At 71.5% G+C, this 16852-nt stretch carries 13 protein-coding genes; 10 read left to right on the forward strand and 3 right to left on the reverse strand.

Going from position 1 to position 16852, the window contains the following annotated elements; translation table 11 throughout:
* The 3 genes from ITP53_RS01730 to ITP53_RS01740 are packed head-to-tail and all read left to right on the forward strand — an operon-like array spanning position 1 to position 4021.
* The gene (locus tag ITP53_RS01730) at positions 1-1872 is read left to right on the forward strand and encodes a M20/M25/M40 family metallo-hydrolase (protein WP_195893476.1); all 1872 of its coding nucleotides are present in this window, start codon (positions 1-3) and stop codon (positions 1870-1872) included.
* Complete coding sequence (gene cysD / locus ITP53_RS01735) at positions 1869-2786, forward strand: sulfate adenylyltransferase subunit CysD (protein WP_328813689.1); 918 nt, start codon at positions 1869-1871, stop codon at positions 2784-2786. Before ITP53_RS01730 ends, cysD begins: the two co-directional genes overlap by 4 nt.
* Positions 2786-4021, forward strand: coding sequence for a sulfate adenylyltransferase subunit 1 (locus ITP53_RS01740; protein ID WP_195893477.1), 1236 nt, complete (start codon positions 2786-2788; stop codon positions 4019-4021). The genes cysD and ITP53_RS01740 overlap by 1 nt, the downstream gene beginning before the upstream one ends.
* Before the next feature lie 50 nt (positions 4022-4071).
* Here ITP53_RS01740 and aroC read toward each other — a convergent pair whose 3' ends face one another.
* Together aroC and ITP53_RS01750 are read right to left on the reverse strand one after the other, a co-directional pair.
* A complete protein-coding gene (aroC, locus tag ITP53_RS01745; RefSeq protein ID WP_236050332.1) occupies positions 4072-5247 on the reverse strand; it encodes a chorismate synthase in 1176 nt (391 codons plus the stop codon).
* A 109-nt stretch (positions 5248-5356) separates the two neighbouring features.
* Positions 5357-6205: a LysR substrate-binding domain-containing protein gene (locus tag ITP53_RS01750; protein WP_207755421.1), complete on the reverse strand. Its 849-nt coding sequence runs from the start codon at positions 6203-6205 to the stop codon at positions 5357-5359.
* Positions 6206-6761: 556 nt separating this feature from the next.
* Between ITP53_RS01750 and ITP53_RS01755 the strand changes: the two genes are divergently transcribed.
* The 5 genes from ITP53_RS01755 (at position 6762) to ITP53_RS01775 (ending at position 13960) form a co-directional block, all read left to right on the forward strand.
* Positions 6762-6923: a hypothetical protein gene (locus tag ITP53_RS01755; RefSeq protein ID WP_195893480.1), complete on the forward strand. Its 162-nt coding sequence runs from the start codon at positions 6762-6764 to the stop codon at positions 6921-6923.
* Between the two features lie 11 nt (positions 6924-6934).
* Complete coding sequence (locus ITP53_RS01760; protein WP_195893481.1) at positions 6935-9178, forward strand: TOMM precursor leader peptide-binding protein; 2244 nt, start codon at positions 6935-6937, stop codon at positions 9176-9178.
* Positions 9179-9263: 85 nt separating this feature from the next.
* Complete coding sequence (locus tag ITP53_RS01765; RefSeq protein WP_195893482.1) at positions 9264-10739, forward strand: SagB/ThcOx family dehydrogenase; 1476 nt, start codon at positions 9264-9266, stop codon at positions 10737-10739.
* Positions 10740-10833: 94 nt separating this feature from the next.
* A complete protein-coding gene (locus tag ITP53_RS01770) occupies positions 10834-13188 on the forward strand; it encodes a sensor histidine kinase (RefSeq protein ID WP_195893483.1) in 2355 nt (784 codons plus the stop codon).
* Between the two features lie 121 nt (positions 13189-13309).
* Positions 13310-13960, forward strand: a complete 651-nt coding sequence (locus ITP53_RS01775; RefSeq protein ID WP_195893484.1) for a response regulator transcription factor — start codon at positions 13310-13312, stop codon at positions 13958-13960.
* A 119-nt stretch (positions 13961-14079) separates the two neighbouring features.
* Here the strand turns inward: ITP53_RS01775 and ITP53_RS01780 are convergent, their stop codons facing one another.
* Positions 14080-14277, reverse strand: coding sequence for a hypothetical protein (locus ITP53_RS01780; RefSeq protein WP_195893485.1), 198 nt, complete (start codon positions 14275-14277; stop codon positions 14080-14082).
* Between the two features lie 40 nt (positions 14278-14317).
* Between ITP53_RS01780 and ITP53_RS01785 the strand changes: the two genes are divergently transcribed.
* Both ITP53_RS01785 and ITP53_RS01790 read left to right on the forward strand, forming a co-directional pair.
* Entirely contained in the window at positions 14318-15526 is a 1209-nt protein-coding gene (locus ITP53_RS01785) for an aminotransferase class I/II-fold pyridoxal phosphate-dependent enzyme (RefSeq protein ID WP_195893486.1), read from the forward strand.
* Positions 15527-15635: 109 nt separating this feature from the next.
* A complete protein-coding gene (locus tag ITP53_RS01790) occupies positions 15636-16820 on the forward strand; it encodes an ATP-grasp domain-containing protein (RefSeq protein WP_195893487.1) in 1185 nt (394 codons plus the stop codon).
* The last annotated feature ends 32 nt before the right edge of the window (positions 16821-16852 follow it).

The following is a 16852-nucleotide window of genomic DNA, read 5'->3' on the forward strand; positions in this document are numbered from 1 at the left end:
ATGTCCGTGCTCGGACACACTGCCAGCACCCGCAAGGCGGCCCTGTACGTCATCAAGATCGGAAGCGCCGGCCTGGACCACGAGGGGGTCTTCGACGAGCTGGCCGGCCTGCGTGCCCGCGGTGCGCGGCTGCTGCTCGTGGCGGGCGGCGCGACCGGGATCGCCCGCCACTACGCCGACATCGGCCGGCCCGTCAGAACGATGCGCGTGCGCGGCGGCGGCGAGGTGCGCTACTGCCCGCCCGCGGAGATCCCGCACCTCGTCGACGCCTACGAGAAGGTGACCCTGCCCCGCGTGCGGCAGGCGCTGTCCGAGCGCGGACTGAGCGTGTTCACCTCGGTGGCCCACACCGGCGCCCTGGTGTCGGCCCTGGCCAACCCGCCGGTACGGGCCGAGCTCGACGACCGCGTGTGCGTCGTGCGCGACCACCGCGCGGGCACGGTGTGCGCGGTCGACGTCGACTGCCTCGACCAGTTGCTCGAGGCGTTCGACGTCGTGTGCCTGTCGCCGCCGGTCGCCGACGCCGCCGGCGGCACGGCGCTCAACGTGGACGCCGACGTGCTGGCGGCCGAGCTGGCCAACGCCCTGGACGCCGACCACCTGCGCCTGGTCACCGGCACGGCGGGGCTGCTCACCGACCCGGCGGACCCGGCCAGCGGGATCGAGCACGCCACCCGCGGCGAGGGCCTGGCGTACGCGCGGGGCCGCATGCGTCAGAAGGTGCGCGCCGCCGAGATCGCGCTGACCGGCACCGCCGACGTCTCGATCACCGGGCCGTACGTCCTGTCCCCCGCGTCCGGCACCCGGTTCTGGCGCGCCCCGGCGCCCGCCGGCGACCTGTCGCTGCTCTCCAGGGCCGTGGAGATCTCCTCGGTGTCGTTCGACGAGCGTGAGCTGACCGAGTTCCTGGTGGACTGGTGCACGGAGCACGGAATCCACGCCGAGATCGACGAGGTCGGCAACCTGGTGGCCACCCGCGGCTCGGGCCACGAACGGCTGCTCATGCTCGGCCACCTCGACACCGTCCCGCACCGCTGGCCGGTGCGCTGGGACGGCGACACCCTGTCGGGCCGCGGCTGCGTGGACGCCAAGGGCAGCCTGGTGGCGTTCCTGGAGACGCTGGCCGAGATGGACGTGCCCGGCCACGCGCAGGTCCGCGTCATAGGCGCGGTCGAGGAGGAGAACACCGCGCGCGGCGCGTTCTTCGTCAGGGACCACTATCCGGCCGACGCCGTCATCATCGGCGAGCCGAGCGGCGCCGAGGCGCTGACGGTCGGCTACCACGGCCTGCTCAAGGTGCGCCTGAGCATCGCCGAGCCGGTCGGCCACACCGCGGGCCACGGCGTCGTCACCGCCGCCGACCGCATGGTGCACGTGCTGAGCAGGCTCCGCGACGAGATCGCGGCGGGCTCGCCGAAGGCCATGATGGCCGTGCTCGGCATCCACGCGGTCAACGCCGGACATCTGCAGCAGGGGGAGGCCGTCTTCGATGTACGCGTGCCGCAGGAGACCCCGATCGAGAGCCTCGTCGCCCTGGTGCGGCAGATCGCCGAGGCGGTCGGCGTGGAGGTGCTCAGGGCGACGCCAGGGGTGATCACACCCAGGACGAGCGCGCTGGTACGAGCGTTCTCGCGGGCCTTTCGCGAGATGGGCACCACACCGCGGTTCCTGGCGAAGAAGGGCAGCAGCGACATGAACACCCTCGCCACGACCTGGCAGGACGTCCCCATGGTCGCCTACGGCCCCGGCGACGCCGCGCTCGACCACACCCCCGGCGAGCGGCTCGACGCGGCGGAGTTCAGAAAAGCCAGGGCGGTGCTGGCCAGAGCGGTCATGAGCTGGGTCGACGAACGAGAGAGGACGACACCGTGACGATCACCACCGAGGGTCTCCATTTGCTGTCCCACCTGGACACGCTGGAGGCGGAGGCCGTCCACATCCTGAGGGAGACCGCGGGCGAGTTCGAGCGGCCCGTGCTGTTGTTCTCCGGCGGCAAGGACTCGGCCGTCATGCTGCACCTGGCGCTGAAGGCGTTCGCTCCGGCGCCGCCGCCCTTCCCGCTGCTGCACGTGGACACCGGGCACAACTTCCCCGAGGTCATCGCCTACCGGGACCGGATCGTCGCCGAGCACGGACTGCGCCTGCGCGTGGCCTCGGTTCAGGACTACGTCGACCGGGGCGAGCTGGCCGAGGCGCCGGGCGGCTCGCGCAACCAGTTGCAGACGGTGCCGCTGCTGGACGCCATCGCCGCCGGGCCCTTCGACGCGGTCTTCGGCGGTGGGCGCAGGGACGAGGAGAAGGCACGGGCCAAGGAGCGGGTGTTCTCGCCGCGTGACGAGTTCGGCATGTGGGACCCGCGGCGGCAGCGACCCGAGCTCTGGAACCTGTACAACGGCCGGCACACCCCCGGCGAGCACGTACGGGTGTTCCCGCTGTCGAACTGGACCGAGCTCGACGTCTGGCAGTACATCGCCCGGGAGGACGTCCCGCTGCCCGCCATCTACTACGCGCACCGGCGCGAGGTGTTCCAGCGTCGCGGCATGTGGTTGGCCCCCGGCCCGTGGGGCGGCCCCAGGCCGGGAGAGACGGTGCTGCGGCGGCTCGTCCGGTACCGCACGGTCGGCGACATGTCGTGCACCGGCGCCGTCGACTCGGCCGCCACGACCGTGGCGGAGGTCATCGCCGAGATCACGGCGTCCCGGCTGACCGAGCGGGGCGCCACCCGCGCCGACGACCGGGCCTCCGAGGCGGCCATGGAGGATCGCAAACGGGAGGGGTATTTCTGATGGAGACGACATTGCTCCGCTTCGCCACCGCGGGCTCGGTGGACGACGGGAAGTCCACGCTGGTCGGACGCCTGCTGTACGACACCAAGACAGTCCTCGCCGACCAGCTGGAGGCCGTCGAGGCGGCCTCGCGCCGCCAGGGCCACGAGGGCGCCGCGCTCGCGCTGCTCACCGACGGCCTGCGCGCCGAGCGCGAGCAGGGCATCACGATCGACGTGGCCTACCGCTACTTCGCCACGCCGCGCCGGCGGTTCATCCTGGCCGACACGCCCGGTCACGTCCAGTACACCCGCAACATGGTCACCGGCGCGTCCAACGCCGAGCTGGTGCTGCTGCTGGTGGACGTCCGCAAGGGCGTCAGCGCGCAGACCAGGCGGCACGCGGCCGTGGCCGCCCTGCTCCGGGTGCCGCACGTCGTGCTCGCGGTGAACAAGATGGACCTCGCCGGCTTCTCCGAGGACGCGTTCGCCGCCGTCGCGGCGGACTTCACCGCGCTGGCCTCCCGGCTCGGCATCGACGAGGTGACCGCGATCCCCGTCTCCGCGCTCACCGGCGACAACGTCGCCGTTCCCTCGCCGAACATGGACTGGTACGGCGGCCCGACCATTCTCGAGCTGCTGGAGACCGTACCCGCGGGCGCCGATCCCGCCCGCGCTCCCCTCCGGATGCCCGTCCAGTACGTCATCAGGGCCGACGGCCGGCGCTGCTACGCCGGGCAGATCGCGGGCGGCGTGCTGCGGGTCGGCGAACGCGTCGCGGTGCTGCCCAGCGGGCGCAGCGCCACCGTGGCCGGCATCGACGTGCTCGGCAGGCCGGCGCCCGTGGCGTGGGCGCCGCAGTCGGTCTCGATCGCCCTCGACGCCGCTCTCGACGTGTCCAGGGGCGATCTCATCGTCGCCGCCAACGCCGCTCCCGAGCCGACGTGCAAGCTCGACATCACCGTGTTCCACCTGCATGAGCGGGCGCTGGCGCTCGGCGAGCGGGTGCTGGTCAAGCACGGCACCCGTACGATCCAGGCCGTCGTCGAGGACATCTCGCCCTGCCCCGGACTGGACGACCTGACCTGCGACCCGGCGGCGGACCTGCTGGCGGTGAACGAGATCGGCGAGGTGCTGCTGCGCACGGCTTCGCCGCTGGCGGTCGATCCGTACACCGAGTCGCGCACGACGGGCGCCTGCCTCCTGATCGACCCCCACGACGGCTCCACCAGGGCGGCGGGCGTCGTCCGGGGCTGACCCGCGCGCCGGCCGGGGCCCGCCCGCCGGGTCCCGGCTCGCGTTCCCGCTCATGTGACGGGCAGGTTGGCCAGGTAGCCCTGGAGGTTGCGGCGGGTCTCTGCGACCGAGTCGCCGCCGAACTTCTCCGCCACCGCGTCCGCCAGCACCAGCCCCACCATGGCCTCGGCCACGATCCCCGCGGCGGGGACCGCGCACACGTCCGAGCGCTGGTGGTGCGCCCGGGCGGGGCCTCCGGTGGTGAGGTCCACGGTGGCCAGCGCCTTGGGGACGGTCGCGATCGGCTTCATGGCAGCGCGTACCCGCAGTGGCTCGCCGGTGCTCAGCCCGCCCTCGGTGCCGCCTGCGCGCCCCGACGTACGCCGGACGCCGCCGGGGGCCGGCACGATCTCATCGTGCGCCCGCGAGCCCGGCACCCTCGCCAGGCCGAACCCGTCGCCCAGGGCGACGCCCTTGATCGCCTGGATGCCCATGAGCGCGGCGGCCAGCCGGGAGTCGAGCCGCCGATCCCAGTGGACATGGGAGCCGAGCCCGACCGGGACGCCGTATGCCAGGACCTCGACCACGCCGCCGAGCGTGTCTCCGTCCCTGTGCGCTCTGTCGATCTCGGCGACCATCGCCCGGCTCGCGTCCGCGTCCAGGCAGCGCACCGGGTCCGCGTCCAGCCTGCCGGCGTCCGCGGGGGTGGGCAGGCGGCCGTCGGGGGCTCTGACGGTGGACAGCTCCACGACGTGGGAGACGATCTCGACGCCGGCCGTCTCCATGAGATACGAGCGGGCCACGGCCCCCAGCGCCACGCGGGCGGCCGTCTCGCGGGCGCTGGCTCTCTCCAGCACGGGCCTGGCCTCGGTGAATCCGTACTTCTGCATGCCCGCCAGATCGGCGTGACCCGGGCGGGGACGGGTCAGCGGCGCGTTGCGGGCCAGCCCGGTCAACGCGTGGGCGGGCACCGGATCGGCCGCCATGACCTGCGACCACTTCGCCCACTCGGTGTTGCCCACCATGATGGCCACCGGTGAGCCGAGCGTCAGCCCGTGCCGTACGCCGCCGAGGAAGGTCACCTCGTCCTCCTCGAACCTCATCCTGGCGCCCCTGCCGTAGCCGAGCCTTCTGCGGGCGAGCGCCCGCGCCACCATGCCGGTGTTGACCGGCACCCCGGCCGGGAGCCCTTCCAACGTCGCCACCAGGGCCTGACCGTGCGATTCTCCGGCGGTCAGCCAGCGCAGTCTGCTCAACGGGTCTCTCCTTCGCTGACAATCACGTGCCCGGCACTGCCGGGGCATTTCGTCGTACGGGTCCCGCGACGCGGAACCGGCCACGCCACGAAGCCGCGGCTCACTCGGCGAACGGGTAGCCGCGCAGGGCGTTCTGGAGGGCCTTCTTGGCGATCCGAACGAAGCCGGCCGTGGCCGAGCCGGTGGAGACCGCCATGGTCACGGGGATGGGACCGGGCGGGTCCGGCAGCGAGAACATGACCGTGCGCGGCAGGCCCCACAGCTCGTCGCCGTTGGCGATGAGGCAGGCCACGCCCAGCCCGGCCTTCGCCGCCGCGCGTAACCCGACCAGCTCCGACCCCTCGTACGCGACCCGCCACGGCACGTCGGATGCGTCGAACGCGTCCAGGATGCGGCTGCGCAGCGTGCACGGCTCGGTGAACAGCGTCAGCGGAAGCGCCGCGCCCTCTCCGTGCGCCGGCTGGCCGAACCAGTCCATGCGCATGCGACCCAGCTCGTGGTCGGTGGCGGAGGCCCGTGGGGAACGCGACTGGAGCAGCAGCGCCAGATCGAGCTGGCCGGTGGTCACCTGGCTCTCCAGCGACTCGCTCAGCCCGGTCCGCACGCTGAACTGGACGTGCGGCATGCCCCTGGTGAGCATCCGCAGGATGTCGGGCAGCGCCTCGGCGAGCTGGTCGCCGATGCCGATCGACACCCGGACGCTCCCCGCGGGAGGCACGAACCGGTCGACGGCCTCGTCGTTGAGCGACACGATCCGGCGGGCGTACCCGAGGAGTTCCTCGCCCTGTGGGCTGAGCCGCAGCTCCCGTCCGGTGGATATGAAGATGGGTCCTTTGATGAGATTGCCGAGCTGGCGGATTTGCTGGCTGACGGCGGGCTGGGTCACGTGCAACGCCTCCGCCGCCCGCCGGAAACCGCCGAGATCGACCACTGTCAGCAGAGCTCTCAATCGGCTTATCTGCAGATCGTGATACATTTTCCCTCTCGCGTTCCGGTAAATCCTGGTTTTTAGTGAAAGTGAAAGCCGCCCGGGGAGCGGCGGCTGCCGGCTCCCCGGAGTTCCCGGTTCTCCCGTCCACATCACCTCCTGCGACGCGTCCGCCACACCCGGCGAAATCCGCTCAATCCGACCGCCGCCACGGCCTTGTACAGCGACGGCAGGTCTGATGAGCAGGTTTCTCGCCGGTTCAGTACGGCAGCGGAACGCCGCTCGGAGTGCGCGTGTCGAGGTCGAGGGAATTTCTGGTGCACGTTCTCTTCGACCTGCGGATCGTGCGCCTTTTCTCTGATCTGCTGATCTGGACCTGCTGCATGATCTCCCCCAATCCTTTGATATGGATGGGGCGAGCCTAGGTCGGGGGAAGCACGACAACCTACACATATGGCCACCACCCGGGTGTGAATCTTTCACACTCCGGAAGTGACGCGAAAACTATGTTCGCCGGCGCCGCCGCAGCAGACTCATGGTCCATCGGACACATCACAGAAACCCGAAGGGGCTCGCGATGGCAACCACGCTGGACCACACCGACTGGCGGGTCACCGAGCTGGTCATGCGCTCCTGGACCGAGCCGCGCCCGCTCACCTGGCACGTCGACGACCTCATCCTCATCGAGGACCTCGACCGCCCCGCTCCCGGCTGCGCGCTGCCCAGCTACACCGGGTGACCACCGTGGGCATGACTGATCCTCCGCTGATCGGCTTCAAGCGCCACCTGCGAGCGGCCGCGGTTCCCGGAGAGGCGGTCTATCTGACCTCCGCGCGAGGCACGATCGCCCTCTCCGGGGCGCGCATCCAGGAGCTCGCCCCGCTACTGGACGGCAGCCACAGCCTGGCCGAGGTGCAGGAGCGCACCGAGCTCTCACCGGCGGAGCTGGGACAGCTCCTCGGCAGGCTGGCGCAGGCCAACCTGGTGGGGTCGCGCCGGCCCGCCGCGACCAGGGGCGACGCCGCGGCCGAGGCGTACTGGGAGCTGGCCGGCCTGGACGCCGGCCAGGCCGTCCCTGGCCTGACGGAGGCGCCGGTCGAGCTGGTCGCGCTGGGCGGCGTCGACACCGGGCGGGTCGCCGAGGCCCTGCGGTCCATGGACGTGACCGTCGGCGAGGAGAGCGCGGCCTTCGCCCTGGTGCTCTGCGACGACTACCTCGACCCCGAGCTGGAGCGGGTCAACGCGCGCCGGCTGGCGGACGGCCGATCCTGGCTGCTGGCCAAGCCGACGGGCGCCGACCTGTGGATCGGCCCGGTCTTCCAGCCGGGTACCGGTCCCTGCTGGTGCTGCCTGGCGACCAGGCTGCGCGGGCATCGGCGCGGTGAGACGTGGCTGCGCAACGCGCTGAGCCACCTGGTCAGCCCGCCTGAGGCCGCGCTGCCGCTCACCCGCGCGCTGGGCCTGCGGCTCGCGGCGCTGGAGACCGCCAAGTGGCTGGCCGGGTGGCGCGACGAGCGGCAGGGCAGCGTGTGGACGTTGGACACCCTGTCGCTGGAGAGCGGGCGGCACCGGGTGGACAAACGGCCGCAGTGCCCGGCCTGCGGCGACTCCGGCCTGGTCGAGGCGCGCGTGAACCGGCCCGTGGTCGTCGTCTCCAGGGGCAAGACCGCCGCCGACGGCAACGGTCACCGCGCGTTGGCGCCCGAGCAGGTGTGGGAGCGGTACCGTCACCTGGCCGATCCCGTCACCGGCATCACCGAGGAGATCCAGCGCGACCCGCGCAGCCCGTCCTTCCTGCACTGCTACCTGTCGGGTCCGAACCTGGCGCTCGCCGACGACAGCCTCTCGGGAATCAGGGCGGGGCTGCGGCAGCAGAGCGGCGGCAAGGGCAGCACCGACCTGGAGGCCAAGGTCGGCGCGTTGTGCGAGGCGGTGGAGCGCTATTGCGGCGCGCGGCTCGGGGACGAGCCGACTGTACGAGGCAGCTACCGCGACCTGGGCGCGCGCCGGGCTGTGCATCCCGACGCGTACCAGCTCTTCCACCGGCGGCAGTTCCTCGACCGCGACCGCTGGAACGCGGCGAACATGGGCTTCCAGCGCGTTCCCGAGCCCTTCGACGACGCGGAGGTCATCGACTGGACCCCGGTCTGGTCGCTCACCGCGAACCTGCACCGCCTGCTCCCCACCGACCTGCTCTACTTCACCAGGAACGGCCACGGTTCGCTGCGCGCGGACTCCAACGGCAACGCCGCGGGCGCCAGTCCGGAGGACGCGATCGTCCAGGGCTTCCTCGAACTGGTGGAACGTGACGCGGTGGCGCTGTGGTGGTACAACCGCACCGGCCAGCCCGCCGTGGAACTCGACTCGTTCGACGACCCGTGGATCGCCGGCCTGCGGCGGCGCTACCAGAGCGTCAACCGCGAGCTGTGGGTCCTCGACGTCACCTCCGACCTGGGCATCCCGGTCATGGCTGCGGTCTCCCGGCGGGTCGACAAGCCGGCCGAGGACATCATGCTCGGGTTCGGCGCCCACTTCGACCCGCGCGTGGCCGCCCGCCGCGCGCTGACGGAGCTGGGGCAGCTCCTGCCGTCCATCGTGGGCGCCCGCGCCGACGGCACCGGGTACGGCCAGGCCGACGACCACATCCAGCACTGGTGGCGAACGGCCACGACGGCGAACCAGCCCTACCTCCGCCCCGACGCCGGCCAGCCCGGGAAGGACCTGGCCGGATATGCCTACAGCCCGCGCGGCGACCTGCGCGACGACATCGAGCACCTGCTCCGGCTGGCCGGCGGGCTGGGCCTGGAGGTCCTCGTCCTCGACCAGACCCGCCCCGACATCGGCATGCCGGTGGTCAAGGTCATCGTCCCCGGCCTGCGCCACTTCTGGGCGCGCTTCGCCCCGGGCCGGCTCTACGACGTGCCCGTACGTCTCGGCCGGCTGGCCGCGCCCACGGCGTACGAGGATCTCAATCCCATCCCCCTCTTCCTGTGACCCCCGACCTCTTCCCGTGACCCCCGACCTCTTCCCGTGACCCCCGACCTTCCTGTGACCCCCGACCCGAACCAGGAGTAGCGATATGCCCGGTGGGCCCTTCCCCCTTTGGTCCTTCCGTGAGGACGTGTACGTCGAGCCGGTGCCGCAGCTGGGGATCGTCGTGGTGCACAACCGCTGGGAGGACACGTCACTGCCGAGTCCCAGACCTGCCGTGCTGGAGGCCATGCGGCGGATGAGCCTGGGGCCGATCTCGCTCGACAACGTGATCAGCGAGGACGTCGACAGGCGCGAGCTGGCCGTACTCCTCGACCGGCTGCAGCATCTCGTGGTGCGCTCGTTCGGCCTCGACCCGGAGCGGCCGCTGATCTCGGTGGTCCCGCTCACCCAGCAGGCGTCCTTCCTGCTACCGGAGACCCCCCTGGTGCACCCGGTCCGCCTGTCCAGGTTCGCGCTGATCAGAACGGACGGGAACCACTGCTACATCGAGTCCCCGCTGTCGCTGCACCGGGTCATCCTGCACCGGGCCGATGCCGTGGCCCAGATCAGCCCGCTGATCCGGCCGTTCGTCCCGGCGGAGCAGGACCCCGACTCGGTGATCGCCTACCTGCTGGCGGCGGGCATGGCGGTGCAGGCCGACGAAGGGGATCCGTTCCAGCCGATGCGGTTCGCCGAGGACCGTGACCCCGCCCTGGTCGCCTGGTCGGCGTTCGACCTCATGTTCCACACCCGCTCCACGCTGGGCAGGCACGACCACGACTTCGGGGTCACCTATCCCCTGGGCGAGCAGTGGAGCGTCGAGCCGGTGGTCAAGCCGCGCTCCGCCGACGCCGCCATCCCGCTGCCGCGGCCCACGTGGGACCGGTTGATCGCGGCCGACCCGCCGCTGGCCACCGCGGTGGAGGCCGGCGAAGCAGGCCGCGGCTACGACGAGCGCCCGCTGACGGTGGAGGAGCTCGGGGAGCTGCTGTACCGGACGGCCCGGGTGCGGGCCCTGATCGGCTCGTCGCTGGAGACCTCGACCACCGCGACCAGCGACCGCCCCTACCCCAGCAGCGGAGGCTGTTACGAGCTGGAGCTGTACGCGACCGTCGACAGGTGCGACGGCCTCCCGCGCGGCGTCTACCATTACGACCCCTTCGGCCACCGGCTCGAACCGATCCCCGCCGAGCCGGCGGGCGCGGACGAACTGCTGGAGACCGGCAGGCTGGCGGCCAACCTGACGGGCACGCCACCCGCCCTCCTCACCATCACCGCGCGCTTCCGCCGGGTGTCGTGGAAGTACGACGGGCTGAGCTACTCACTGGTGCTCAAGAACGTCGGCGCGCTGACGCAGACGCTCTCCCTGGTCAGCACCGCCATGGGCCTGCCCGCCTGCCGGTTGGACAGCGGCGACACCGACACCGCGCCCCGCGTGCTCGGCCTCGACTGGCGCGTGGAGTCGAGCGTCGGCGGCTTCGTCGTCGGCCACCGCTCCGCGCCGGACCGTGAAGGCCCGGCGGACAGGTACGCGGTGAACGACGCCGACTGGGTGACGAGGGCCCAGGCCACACTGACCTGACCTGGAGCTACCACAGGCGTTGCGGCTGTTGTAGATTTCGTGCAGACCCCGGCTGGCGACGAGGGGCCACCGTCGGACTTCGGAGGAGAAGTCGATGGCTGGAGACGGCGGTTCACCACACCGCTGGCCGGCCCGGTCGGTCCCCGGACCGCAGGGGGAGACCAGGGCTGACGGGCTCGGCGCGCTGCGCATGGCACGCGCGGTGACCACCGCGGTGCTGTTCGGTTACGTCCTCAACGCCTCGGTCTTCGTCTGGGTGGACGGCCTGCGCGGGCTCGGACTGGCCGGCTTCGGCGCGTGCCTGGCCGTCGTGTTCCTGCTCCAGCTCGCGCACTCGACGGGTGACACCTTGGAGTGGCCGGTCCGGGCGCGGGTCCTGGCGCTGTCGGCCCAGGCCGTGGCGACGTTCGCCCCCTTCCTCTGGGCCGGCACGCAGGCCGGGACGATCGCGGGCTTCCTGGCCGGCTCCATGCTGCTGGCCGTGACGGGCCCGCCGCGGTGGGCGCTCTACGGCTCCGTCGGCTGCGGGGTGCTGCTCGCGCTGTGGCTGGGGGAGGCCGCCCCGGTGGGGTTGTTCTACGGCGCGTACTTCACGCTGCTGACCGGGCTGATGGTGTACGGCGTCAGCTCGCTGGCGACGCTGGTGGACATGGTTCACGCGGCGCGCGGCGAGCTGGCCAGGGTCGCCGTGGTGCAGGAGCGCCTGCGGGTCGCCCGCGACCTGCACGATCTGCTCGGACACGACCTGTCGGCGATAACGGTCAAGAGCGAGCTGGCCTACCGGCTGTTACCAGGAGCGGCCGAGCGGGCCCGGCAGGAGCTCCAGGACGTGCTGGCGGTGGCCCGCCGGTCTCTGGCGGACGTGCGGGTGGTGGCGGGCGGCTACCGGCCCATGTCGCTGGCCGCCGAGCTGACTTCGGCGGAGTCCATGCTGGTGGCCGCCGAGATGCGGGTGCGGGTTCGCTCCTCCGTGGAGGGCCTGCCCGAGTCGCTGGAGACCGTACTGGCGGTGGTGCTGCGCGAGGCCGTCACCAACGTGCTGCGGCACAGCAAGGCACAGCACTGCGTGATCGAGGCGACTGTGGAAGCGGGTCGCGTGCGGCTGAGCGTGGACAACGACGGCGTCGAGCCGGCGCCCGGCGCGGCCCGCTTCGGCAACGGCTCAGGGCTCGGCAACCTCGAGGTTCGACTGGCGGCCGTCGGCGGCACGCTGGCGGTCACGGTCGAGGACGGGTGGTTCCGGCTGACGGCGGAGGCCCCGCAGGCGGCGGAGGCGGCTGGGCCGTCCGAACGCCCCCAGGAGGAGGCCGCTCCCCCGGGCCAGGTGGCCTCCCAGCCGTGGCACCTGCGGGTGGCCCGGCTCATCACCGTCGTGGTGCTGATCGGCTACGGCCTGCTCCTCGTGGTGAACGTGTTCGCGCTGGAGCCGTCCGCCCTGGCGCTGGCCGGCTTCGCCGCGTGCGTCGCGGTCCTGGTCGGCGTGCAGATCGTGCTCTCCCTGCACGAGCCGCGGTCATGGCCGGCGTGGGCCCGAGGGGGTGCGCTGGCGCTGCAGGCGGCGGCCACGGTGCTGCCGCTGTCGTGGATCGGCACCCCGTGGGGGTCGATGGGCGGCTTCCTGGCCGGATCGCTGCTGCTCACGCTGGCCGGGCGGGCGCGGTGGGCCCTGTACGCGGCGGCCGGGTCGGGCGTGCTCCTGCTGTCCCTGACCCACGGCGAACCGATGGAGTGGAGCGCCTACCTGACGATCTCCACGCTCCTGACCGGGCTGGTGGTGTACGGCATCAGCTCCCTGGCCGGTCTGGTGACGCAGGTCGACCAGGCCCGCGGCGAGCTGGCCAAGATGGCGGTGACGCGTGAGCGCCTGCGGGTCGCCCGCGACCTGCACGATCTGCTCGGACACGACCTGTCCGCGATGACCATGAAGAGCGAGCTGGCCTACCGCCTGCTCCCCCGGTTCGCGGGCCGGGCCAAGACAGAGATCGCGGACGTGCTGGACATCGCCCGCCAGGCGATCGCGGGCGTGCGCACGGTGGCCGGCGGCTACCAGCACATGTCACTGGCCGCGGAGGCCGACTCGGCCCTGTCCACGCTGACCGCCGCCGGGATGACGGTGCGCGTGGACGTGTCCGTGGACGGGGTCCCCGACGAGCTGGACGCTGTGTTCGCGATGGTGCTGCGCGAGGCCGTCACGGACGTGCTGCGCCACGGCGACGGCGCCGAGTGCCGGATCACGGCCGGCGTGACCGGGCACGAGGTCCGGCTGAGCGTCGCCACCGACGGCGCCCCGCCTGGTGCGCTCCCCACGCTGGAGAGCGGCACCGGCCTGGGGGATCTGGCAGCGCGGCTGCGGGCCATCGGCGGGCGGCTGACGGCCGAATCCGGCGAGGGCACGGTGCGCCTGGTGGCGACCGCGCCCACCGGAGCCATGACTGACGGGCGGAGGTGACAGTCAGTAAGGGCCGACGGCATTGCCTCTTCTCCGTGGATGGGTAGCATTCGGACAAGATTCGGTTGGCCCTGTACCGGCGAGGGGCCTTTCGGCGGACGACGCCACACCTGGTCGCACGATGGCGGCGGTCCTCGTTCCTGGCAGGGGGGAAGGGACATTGCTGTCGCTGAAGATCCTCCTGGCCGAGGACGTGCACATGGTGCGCGGCGCGCTGGCCGCGCTGCTCGATCTGGAGCCTGACCTGACCGTGGTGGCCCAGGTCGGCAACGGCGACCAGATCGTTCCCGTCGCGCTGGCGACGCGGCCCGACGTCGCGATCATCGACGTCGACCTGCCGGTCCTGGACGGCCTGTCCGCGGCCGAGGAGTTGCACACGAAGCTGCCGACCTGCCGCACGCTGATCCTCACCGGTCTGGGCCGCCCAGGCACGCTGCGCCGCGCGCTCTCGGTGTCGGTGTCCGGCTTCCTCCTCAAGGACCAGCCCGTCGCCCGGCTGGCCCAGGCGGTACGCGAGGTGGCCGCCGGGCGGCGCATCGTGGACCCGCAGCTCGCGCTGACCGCGTGGGACGTCGGGGAGATGCCGCTGTCGGGGCGGGAGATCCAGGTGCTGCGGCTGGCCGCGAGCGGCGCGGAGGCGCCGGAGATCGCGGCCGCCATGCACGTGTCTGTGGGCACCGTGCGTAACTACCTCACCAAGATCGTCACCAAGCTCAACGCCAGGAACCGCGTCGACGCCATCCGCATCGCCACCGAGGCGGGCTGGATCTGACCCGTCCCGGAGGATCACGCGCGTAGGCGGGTCGGGTCGGGCGGATGCCGTCATGTCATGCGAGTCGGCTCGTCAAACCTGACGTTCGCTTAGTCCCTGATGTGACGTTCGGCGGAGGCTCATGGATTGTGGCCGTTGAAGACGTAGAAGGCGATCCTCTCCATGGCCTTGAGCAAGCGATGGTCGTCGTTCTGCTTCCGCCTGCCTATGACGACCTCCCGGGCCTCGGTGGCGCAACCCGTTGGTCCGGCGAAGACCCGCGTCCAGCGGTGCCCCCGGTCGTCCAGCATGGATCCGGTGGCCTTCGCGGGCCTCATCTCGATCTGCGTTCTGATCTATCGGAAGGAGAACATGGCCATGGCGGACCTCTTCGCGAGGCTCCAACTGCACGAGGCCGTACAGTCACTTACCGAGCAGGGCTTATATCCCTTCTACCGGGCCGCCGAGACGCGGCACGGCAGCGCCGAGGTGGTGATCGACGGCCGGACGTTGGTGCAGGCCTCGGCTCACGACTACCTCGGCTTGTCGTGCGATGCCCGGGTGATCGAGGCGGCCGTCGCGGCCACTCGGCGGCTGGGCACCGGCACCTGCGCCTCCCGGGTGGCCAATGGCTCGCTCGCGCTGCATGAGGAGCTGGAGGGGCGTCTGGCGGATTTCCTGAGCCGTCCCGCCGTCATGGTCACCGCGACCGGATATCAGGCCAACCTCGCACTCGGCGCGCTGCTGGACCGAGGTGACAAGGTCGCGGGCGACCAGCTGATCCACGCGTCGCTCATCGACGCCGTCGCACTGAGCCGGGCACGGCTGGTCCGCTTCCGGCACAACGATCTCACCCGTCTGGAACGGCTGCTGCAGGCCTCCGACGGCCACGACTTCGGGCTGATCATCACCGAGGGCCTGTTCTCCACCAGCGGAGATCTGTGCGATCTGCCGGGCATCGCCGAGCTCGCCCGCCGCCACGGTGTCCGCCTGGCGCTGGACAGCGCCCACGACCTGGGCGTGCTCGGACGGCACGGCCGTGGCGCCGCGGAGCATTTCGGCCTGGAGCCGGCGGTCGACGTGCAGACGGTGACCTTCTCCAAGGCCCTCGGCGGCGTGGGCGGAGCCGTGGCCGGTCCCGACCACGTCATCGCTCACCTGCGTCACGACGCGCGGTCGATGTTGTTCACGTCCGCGCTGTCGCCGGCCTCGGCCGCCGCCGCGCTGGCCGCCCTGGACATCGTCATCGGCGAGCCTGAGCGCCGTCAGCGAGTGCGGCAGGCCGCTGCGCTGGTCAGCGGCGCTCTGGCCGATCTGGGGTTCGCCGTCACGCCATCGGACCGGCCCATCGTGGCGGTGCCGGCCGACGACGAGCTGAGCTGCTTCCGGTTGTGGAAAGAGCTGTTCGACGCGGGCGTACTCACCTGCGCCATGATTCCGCCCGGCGTCCCCGACGGGCGGTCCGTCATCCGGGTCGCGGTCACGGCCGCCCACACCGACCGGCACCTGGAGCGGATCGTCGACGCGTTCGCCGCCGGGAAGACAAATGCCCAAACGCGCTCAGCTAACGAGCACATGCCCGCTTAGACTCTGAAACCTGGATAAGCCCCAGTGGCGATCGTTCGTCCGGTCAAGCTCGTAGAGCGCCCAACGAAAGGCACCCCCCATGGCTTCCCCCATCGCATTTTCTCGGTCGATGCCGGCAGATCGCACAGGACGGGTCGTGCTGCTGGGAGCGTCACGGACGTTGACCGAACGAGCCTGCGCGCTGGGACTCGAGACACTGCTGGTCACCACCAAGCAAGCCGTTCCCACCGTCGACCTCGAACTCGTCGACCGGCTCGTCGTGGTCGACAGCTATGACGACAAGCTGCTGATGCCGCTCGTCTCCCGGGCTCACGAGGAGACCCCGTTCGGGGCCTGCATCACGTTCGTCGAGTCAGCGCTGGACACCGCCGCACAGATCAACGAGCAACTCGGCCTCGGGTGGGTCTCGCCCGAGACCGTTGCGCTGACCAGGGACAAGTCACTGATGCGGGAGCGGCTCAACACGCTCGGGCTGTGCCCGGTGCCCGCACGCCTGTGCTCCTCGGCCGCCGAGGCGCTCGCGTTCGCCGAGGAGACCGGCTTTCCGCTGATCGTCAAACCCCCTATGGGCGTGGCCAGCATCGACGTACGCATGGCCCGCGACGCGGACGAGCTCGCGGGCATGTTCGCGGACGGGCGTCCGCTCCACGTCGAGGAGTACATCGACGGTCCGGAGTTCTCCGTGGAGACGTTCTCCTACAGCGGCAGGCACGTGTTCCTGGCGATCGTCGAGAAGCGGCTCCTGGACGGTACGTTCGTCGAGATCGGTCACACCGTGCCCGCGCGACTCGACGACGACGCCGCCGCCTCGATCCGCAAGGTCGTGTCGCTGTGCCTGGACGCGCTGGGACTGACCGAGGGACCCGCGCACACGGAGGTGAAGCTGACACCGGACGGGGCCAAGATCATCGAGACCCACAACCGGGTCGGCGGGGACTTCATCTGGGAGCTGGTTCGCCTGGCCACCGATTGGGATCTCTGCACCATGACCCTGGAGTGGGCGGCGGGTACGGCGCCCGCGCCGAGCTGGGACGTGGCGGAGTCCACCGCGACGTCCGCCATTCGCTTTCTGGCGCCGCCGCCGGGCCGGGTCAAGCGGATTTTCGGCCCCGAACTGCTGGCCGGAATGCCGGGAGTCGTCAAATTGGGTCTTTTCGTCGGGGTCGGTGATGAGATCCCGACCGTGTCACAGTCGTTCGACAGAGTCGGATATGTCATCGCCACGGCCAGCGACGCCGCGGCCGTGAATTCCGTCTGTGACCGGGCGAGCGAGCTCGTCCGATTCGTCGTCTGACCCGGCTTGAGCCGACCTGCCCAGTCTGACCT

The sequence above is a fragment of the Nonomuraea cypriaca genome (assembly GCF_015645445.1).
Lineage (GTDB): Bacteria > Actinomycetota > Actinomycetes > Streptosporangiales > Streptosporangiaceae > Nonomuraea > Nonomuraea cypriaca.

Excerpts from the sequence above, each read along its gene's own strand:
- ITP53_RS01730 (WP_195893476.1), top strand. The coding sequence starts at position 1 with ATGTCCGTGCTCGGACACACTGCCAGCACCCGCAAGGCGGCCCTGTAC.
- ITP53_RS01740 (WP_195893477.1), top strand. The coding sequence starts at position 2,786 with ATGGAGACGACATTGCTCCGCTTCGCCACCGCGGGCTCGGTGGACGAC.
- ITP53_RS01755 (WP_195893480.1), top strand. The coding sequence starts at position 6,762 with ATGGCAACCACGCTGGACCACACCGACTGGCGGGTCACCGAGCTGGTC.
- ITP53_RS01760 (WP_195893481.1), top strand. The coding sequence starts at position 6,935 with ATGACTGATCCTCCGCTGATCGGCTTCAAGCGCCACCTGCGAGCGGCC.
- ITP53_RS01765 (WP_195893482.1), top strand. The coding sequence starts at position 9,264 with ATGCCCGGTGGGCCCTTCCCCCTTTGGTCCTTCCGTGAGGACGTGTAC.
- ITP53_RS01770 (WP_195893483.1), top strand. The coding sequence starts at position 10,834 with ATGGCTGGAGACGGCGGTTCACCACACCGCTGGCCGGCCCGGTCGGTC.
- ITP53_RS01775 (WP_195893484.1), top strand. The coding sequence starts at position 13,310 with ATGGCGGCGGTCCTCGTTCCTGGCAGGGGGGAAGGGACATTGCTGTCG.
- ITP53_RS01780 (WP_195893485.1), bottom strand. The coding sequence starts at position 14,277 with ATGAGGCCCGCGAAGGCCACCGGATCCATGCTGGACGACCGGGGGCAC.
- ITP53_RS01785 (WP_195893486.1), top strand. The coding sequence starts at position 14,318 with ATGGCGGACCTCTTCGCGAGGCTCCAACTGCACGAGGCCGTACAGTCA.
- ITP53_RS01790 (WP_195893487.1), top strand. The coding sequence starts at position 15,636 with ATGCCGGCAGATCGCACAGGACGGGTCGTGCTGCTGGGAGCGTCACGG.